We start from the raw sequence: 5,546 nt of genomic DNA, 5'->3' as shown, positions 1-5,546 counted from the left end.
GGGGCACGGGGCGCTCGGCGGGGGCGTCCTTCCGCACGGTCAGCTCGGTCCCGTGGTGACGGACGGTCAGCGGCGGGCCGGAGCGCAGCGTGTACCTGGCCCGGTCCGGGGTGATCTCCACGTGCAGGCACCGGCCGAGGAACCGCAGGGTGAAGGCCAGGCGGCGCAGCTTCGGCGGCAGCCGCGGGGCGAACCGGAGGGCGCTGTCGTCCCCGCGCATGCCGCCGAACCCGGCGACCAGCGCCGTCCAGGTGCCGGCCAGGGAGGCGATGTGCAGTCCGTCGCGGGTGTTGCGCTGCAGGTCGACGAGGTCCATGAGGGCGGCCTCGGCGGTGTAGGCGTGGGCCAGTTCCAGGTGCCCGCTGCGGGCGGCGAGGACGGCCTGGCAGCAGGCCGACAGCGAGGAGTCGCGCACGGTCAGCGGCTCGTAGTAGGCGAAGTTGCGGGCGATCTGCTCCTCATCGGAGAACTCCTCGAACCAGCCCGCGCAGGTGTGCATCGCCAGGACCAGGTCCGCCTGCTTGACCACCTGTTTGCGGTAGAGGTCGAAGTAGGGGAAGTGCAGCATCAGCGGATACTGGTCGGGGCGGGTGCCGGCGAAGTCCCAGCGCTGGTAGCGGGTGAATCCGGCGTGCTGCTCGTGGACGCCGAGTTCGTCGTTGTAGGGGACGTGCACGGCCTCGGCCGCGTCCCGCCAGCCGGCGCTCTCCTCCTCGTCGACCCCGAGCTCCGCCGCCCGGTCGGGGTGGCGTTTGCAGGCGTCGGCGGCGGCCAGCAGATTGGCGCGGGCCATGAGGTTGGTGTACGTGTTGTCGTCGACGACGGCGCTGTACTCGTCCGGTCCGGTGACGCCGTCGATGTGGAAGGCGCCCCGGTCGTCGTGGTGACCGAGGGAGCGCCACAGGCGGGCGGTCTCCACCAGCAGTTCCACACCGGTGTCCTGCTCGAAGCGCTCGTCGCCGGTGGCCTGGACGTAGCGGACGACGGCGTCGGCGATGCCGGCGTTGACGTGGAAGGCGGCAGTGCCGGCCGGCCAGTACGCGGAGCCCTCCGAGCCCTCGATGGTGCGCCAGGGGAACGCCGCGCCGCGCAGACCGAGCTGGGCGGCGCGCTCGCGGGCGACGGGCAGGGTGGTCTGCCGCCAGCGCAGCGCCTCGGCGGCGGCGTCCGGCACGGTGCAGATCAGCAGGGGCAGCACGAAGACCTCGGTGTCCCAGAAGGCGTGGCCGTCGTAGCCGGAGCCGGTCAGCCCCTTGGCGGGTATCGCGCGCCCCTCGGCGCGGGCGCCCGCCTGCAGCACGTGGAAGAGGGCGAAGCGGACGGCCTGCTGGATCTCCTCGTCCCCGTCGACCTCGACGTCGGCCCCGGCCCAGAAGTCGTCCAGGTACGCCCGCTGTTCGTCGAGCAGGCCCTGCCAGCCGCTGTGCGCGGCGGCCGCCAGCGCGGCCTCCACCTGGTCGCTCATCGCGGGCCGGGAACGGACGCCGGACCAGCCGTGGGCGACGAGTTTCTCCACCCGCAGCCGCTGTCCCGGCTCCAGCACCGAGGTGACGGTCAGCCGGGACACGTCCTCGTTGCTCTCGCAGCCGGTCGTGGTCCGTTCGGGGCCGTCGACGACGTGGTCGGCGGCCACGGCGACCCTGAGGCCGCTGCGCCGGGTGCGGTGCACCAGGCGCAGCCGGCGGCCCTCGGCGAAGTCCTCCTCCGGTTCCAGCGGGGACTTCAGCACACGGGCGGCCCGCGGATCGCCGTCCGGTGCGGGCAGGCTCTCGTTGGCCACCAGCTCGGACTGCACCACCACGCGCGTCCGGCAGTCGACGGGTTCCACCTCGTAGGCGACGGCGGCGATCGCCCGCTGGGTGAGGGAGACCAGGCGGGTGGAGCGCACCCGGACCGTGGACCCGGCCGGGGAGGTCCACTCGCACACCCGCTCCAGCACGCCCCGGCGCAGGTCCAGGGTCCGCTCGTGGGCGACGAGCCGTCCGTAGCGCAGGTCGAACGGCTCGTCGTCGACCAGCAGCCGGATCACCTTGCCGTTGGTGACGTCGATGACCGTCTGGCCCGACTCGGGGTAGCCGTAGCCGGCCTCGGCGTAGGGCAGCGGGTGCAGTTCGTGCACACCGTTGAGGTAGGAGCCGGGCAGGCCGTGCGGTTCGCCCTCGTCGAGGTTGCCGCGCCAGCCGACATGGCCGTTGGACAGCGCGAAGACGGACTCGCTCTGGGCCAGGAGGTCGAGGTCGAGGTTCCGCTCGCGCACGGTCCACGGCTCGACGGCGTACGCCCGCTGCATGATCACCTCACGTTCCCGAGTTCGGCGAGGTCGGTCACGACCCGGTCGGCGCCGTGCGCGTACAGCGCGTCGGCCTGCCCCACCCGGTCCACGCCGACGACGTATCCGAAGCCTCCGGCGCGGCCCGCGTCCATGCCGGCCTGCGCGTCCTCGAACACCGCCGCCCGGGACGGTTCGACGCCGAGGTCCCGGGCGGCGGCGAGGAAGGTGTCGGGCTCCGGCTTCCCGGGCAGGCCGCGCTCGGCGGCGACCACCCCGTCGACCCGGACGTCGAAGAGGTCCTCGGCGCCGATCGAGCGCAGGACGTCGCGGCAGTTGGCGCTGGAGGAGACGATCGCGGTGCGCAGTCCGCGGGCGCGGACCGCCCCGAGGTAGCGCAGGGTGCCGTCGTAGGCCTCCACGCCGTCGGTGCGGATCCGCTCCAGGAGCAGTTCGTTCTTGCGGTTGCCGAGGCCGTGCACGGTCCGGGCGTCGGGCGGGTCGCCGGGGGTTCCCTCGGGCAGTTCGATGCCGCGGGAGGCGAGGAAGGTGCGGACGCCGTCGGCGCGCGGACGGCCGTCGACGTACGTGTCGTAGTCGGCGTCGCCGAAGGGCCGGAAGTCCGCGCCGTCCCGCTCGCGCAGGAAGGCGTCAAACATCTCCTTCCAGGCGGCCGCGTGGACGACCGCCGTCTTCGTGACGACGCCGTCGAGGTCGAAGAGGCAGGCGAGGATGTCGTCGGGCAGACCCAGATCCGTCATACAGGACACCGTTCCCCCTGTGGCGCCGAACAGTGAGTGGCGCGGGCCACACGGCGGCGGGACGGGGGCTCCCCGGACCGCATGCGGGTGACACACTCTCCCGTGTGGCGCTGACCTTCGACGACCTTCTCCACCGCGCCCGCTCCCTGGTACGGGACGGCCGGCGCGCGATCCTCGGCATCGCCGGCGGCCCGGGGGCGGGCAAGTCCACGCTCGCCGAGCGGCTGGTGCGGGAGCTGAACGGCACCGGGGAGCCGTGGGTCGCGCACGTCCCCATGGACGGCTTCCACCTCGCCGACGCCGAGCTCGACCGCCTCGGCCGCCGCGACCGCAAAGGTGCCCCGGACACCTTCGACGCGGCCGGATACGCGGCGCTGCTGCGGCGTCTGCGCGAGGAGGCGTACGACGACGTCGTGTACGCCCCCGGCTTCGAACGGGTGCTGGAGCAGCCGGTCGCGGGAGCGATCCCGGTGCCGCCGACCGCCCGGCTGGTGGTGACGGAGGGCAACTACCTGCTGCTGGACACCGGTGCCTGGGCGCGGGTGGGGCCGCAGCTGGACGAGGTGTGGTTCTGTGCCCTGGACGAGCGGGAGCGGGTACGGCGGCTGGTCGCCCGGCACGAGGAGTTCGGCAAGAGCCACGAGGAGGCGGTGGCGTGGGTCCTGCGCACGGACCAGCGCAACGCCGGGCTGGTGGCCGCGACGCGGGACCGGGCCGACCTGGTGGTGCCGCCGTCCGCGCTGCCGCGCGCGGAAGCCGGGGCGTGAGGGGCGTTCGGCGGGCGGAGGGCCGCGCCGGGACGCGTCCCGGCTGCCGGAACCGGCCGACCGGCGGCCCGCCCGGGGAGTTCGCCGCGCGGGCCCCGGCCGCGGCGCACCGGGCACGGTGACGCCCGACGGGCGGGCGTGAGGTCCGGCCCGGGGCGGAAGCGGGGCGACGCGCCCGGCGGTGACGCCCGCTCCGCGTGCGTCGGTGCGAGAGTGGAGCCCCATGAGGCGTCTTGCGGCGGCGCGGACCCGGGAGCCGCTCACCGGGCCCGGTGAGCGGGGTCCTTCGCCGGGGGTGCGGGCCGCGGCCCGCTCGCGCGGCCCGGTCCGGCGGTGGCCGGTGCCCGTCCTGGTGGTGCTGCTGCTCGGCGGGATGGCCGCCGCGATGGTGACCGCCGCCGTGCGGCAGACGCCGACGATCGACGAGCCCGTGTACGTCGGTACGGCCGCCGTGTACCTGGAGGAGCGCAGCCTGCGGTACAACCCCGAGCATCCGCCGCTCGGGAAGCTGGTGATCGCCGCCGGCGTGGCGGTCGCGGACCCGCACCTGGACGCGGGATTCGACGGCGACCAGGGCGAGCTGGGGCGGCACCTGCTGTACGGGGCGGGCAACGACCCGGGGCGGCTGATGCTCTGGGCCCGGCTCCCGGTGATCGCGCTCACGCTGCTGTTCGGACTCGTGGTGTTCGCCTTCGCCCGTGAACCGGCCGGCACCGCCGGTGGTCTGACCGCGCTCGCGCTGTACTGCTCCTCCCCCGACGTGATCGCCCACGGTTCGCTGGCGACGCTCGACGTCCCTGCCGCCGGGGCCGTGCTGACCTCGGTGTGGCTGCTGTGGCGGGCGCGGCGGCGCCCCTGGCTCCATCTGCCGCTCGCGGGCGCGGCGGCGGGGGCGGCGCTGGCCACGAGAATGAGCACCCTGCCCGCGCTGCCGGTGCTGGTGGTGACGGCCGCCGTGTCGGTGTGGTGCGCGACCGCGGGCGGGCGGTGGCGCAGAGCGGCGCGGGCGGTCGCGGGCGCCGGTGTGGTCGCGCTGCTCGCGGTGGCCGTCGTGTGGGCCGCCTGTCTGGCCGTCGATCCGCGGTTGCGCTGGGCTCCGCAGCAGCACGTGCCCGTGGTGCACGGGCTGCGGGGGCTGCTGGTGGAGCTGCTGCCGTTCCCCGAGCCGTACCGGGACGGCATGCGCGTCCAGTTCGGTCTCGAGAACCGCCCCTGGGAGGGCTTCCTGTTCGGCCGGCACTACACCGGCTCGCTCTGGTACTACCTGCCGGCCGCACTGCTGGTGAAGACCCCGCTCGGCACGCTGGTCCTGTGGGTCGCCGGTGTCGTCGCGGTGGTGGCGGTGCGGCGGCTGCGGCCCGCGGCGCCGTACGTGCTCGCGGCTCCCGCGGTGCTCCTGGCCGCGGCCGTGCACGGGGCGCGGGACTTCGGCACGCGGTACGCGGTCTTCCTGCCGATGTTCCTGGCGGTGGCGGCGGGTTGCGTGCTCGTGGTGCGCCGGCGGTGGGTGCCCGCGGCGACGGCGGTGCTGGTGCTGTCCGTCGTGGTGAGTTCGCTGCGGGCCTTCCCCTTCTACCTGCCGTACTCCAACGAGGCGTTCGGCGGTCCGGCGAAGACCCGGCTGAGACTGCACGACGCCAACGTGGACTGGGGCCAGGACCTCGGCCGGCTCGCCGACCGGCTGCGCGAGCGGTACCGGGGGGAGCGGATCTGGCTGGTGTACAAGGGCGGCGGGGTCCCCTCCCACTA

Annotated in this window: 4 protein-coding genes; 2 read left to right on the top strand and 2 right to left on the bottom strand. The window is 74.7% G+C overall.

From position 1 onward, the window contains the following. Positions 1-2,296, bottom strand: a 2,296-nt coding sequence (locus tag B7L92_RS37710; RefSeq protein WP_081241602.1) for a glycoside hydrolase family 65 protein, incomplete at its 3' end; no start/stop codon positions are given. Beyond that, positions 2,293-3,030 (bottom strand): HAD family hydrolase, encoded by a 738-nt coding sequence (locus tag B7L92_RS37705; RefSeq protein ID WP_081241601.1) that lies wholly within the window; start codon positions 3,028-3,030, stop codon positions 2,293-2,295. The genes B7L92_RS37705 and B7L92_RS37710, both read right to left, overlap by 4 nt. Before the next feature lie 104 nt (positions 3,031-3,134). On the opposite strand from B7L92_RS37705, the gene B7L92_RS37700 reads away from it, so the two are divergent. Both B7L92_RS37700 and B7L92_RS37695 read left to right on the top strand, forming a co-directional pair. After that, on the top strand, positions 3,135-3,797 hold the full coding sequence (locus tag B7L92_RS37700; RefSeq protein ID WP_081241600.1) for a nucleoside/nucleotide kinase family protein: 663 nt from the start codon (positions 3,135-3,137) through the stop codon (positions 3,795-3,797). Between the two features lie 373 nt (positions 3,798-4,170). After that, a partial coding sequence (locus tag B7L92_RS37695) for an ArnT family glycosyltransferase (RefSeq protein ID WP_255311352.1) occupies positions 4,171-5,546 on the top strand: 1,376 nt, incomplete at its 3' end.

The organism is Streptomyces viridosporus (genome assembly GCF_002078235.1).
GTDB classification, from domain to species: domain Bacteria; phylum Actinomycetota; class Actinomycetes; order Streptomycetales; family Streptomycetaceae; genus Streptomyces; species Streptomyces viridosporus.
Note: the sequence above shows the minus strand (reverse complement) of the source record. Positions and strands in the feature narration are given on the sequence as shown.

Excerpts from the sequence above, each read along its gene's own strand:
- B7L92_RS37705 (WP_081241601.1), bottom strand. The coding sequence starts at position 3,030 with ATGACGGATCTGGGTCTGCCCGACGACATCCTCGCCTGCCTCTTCGAC.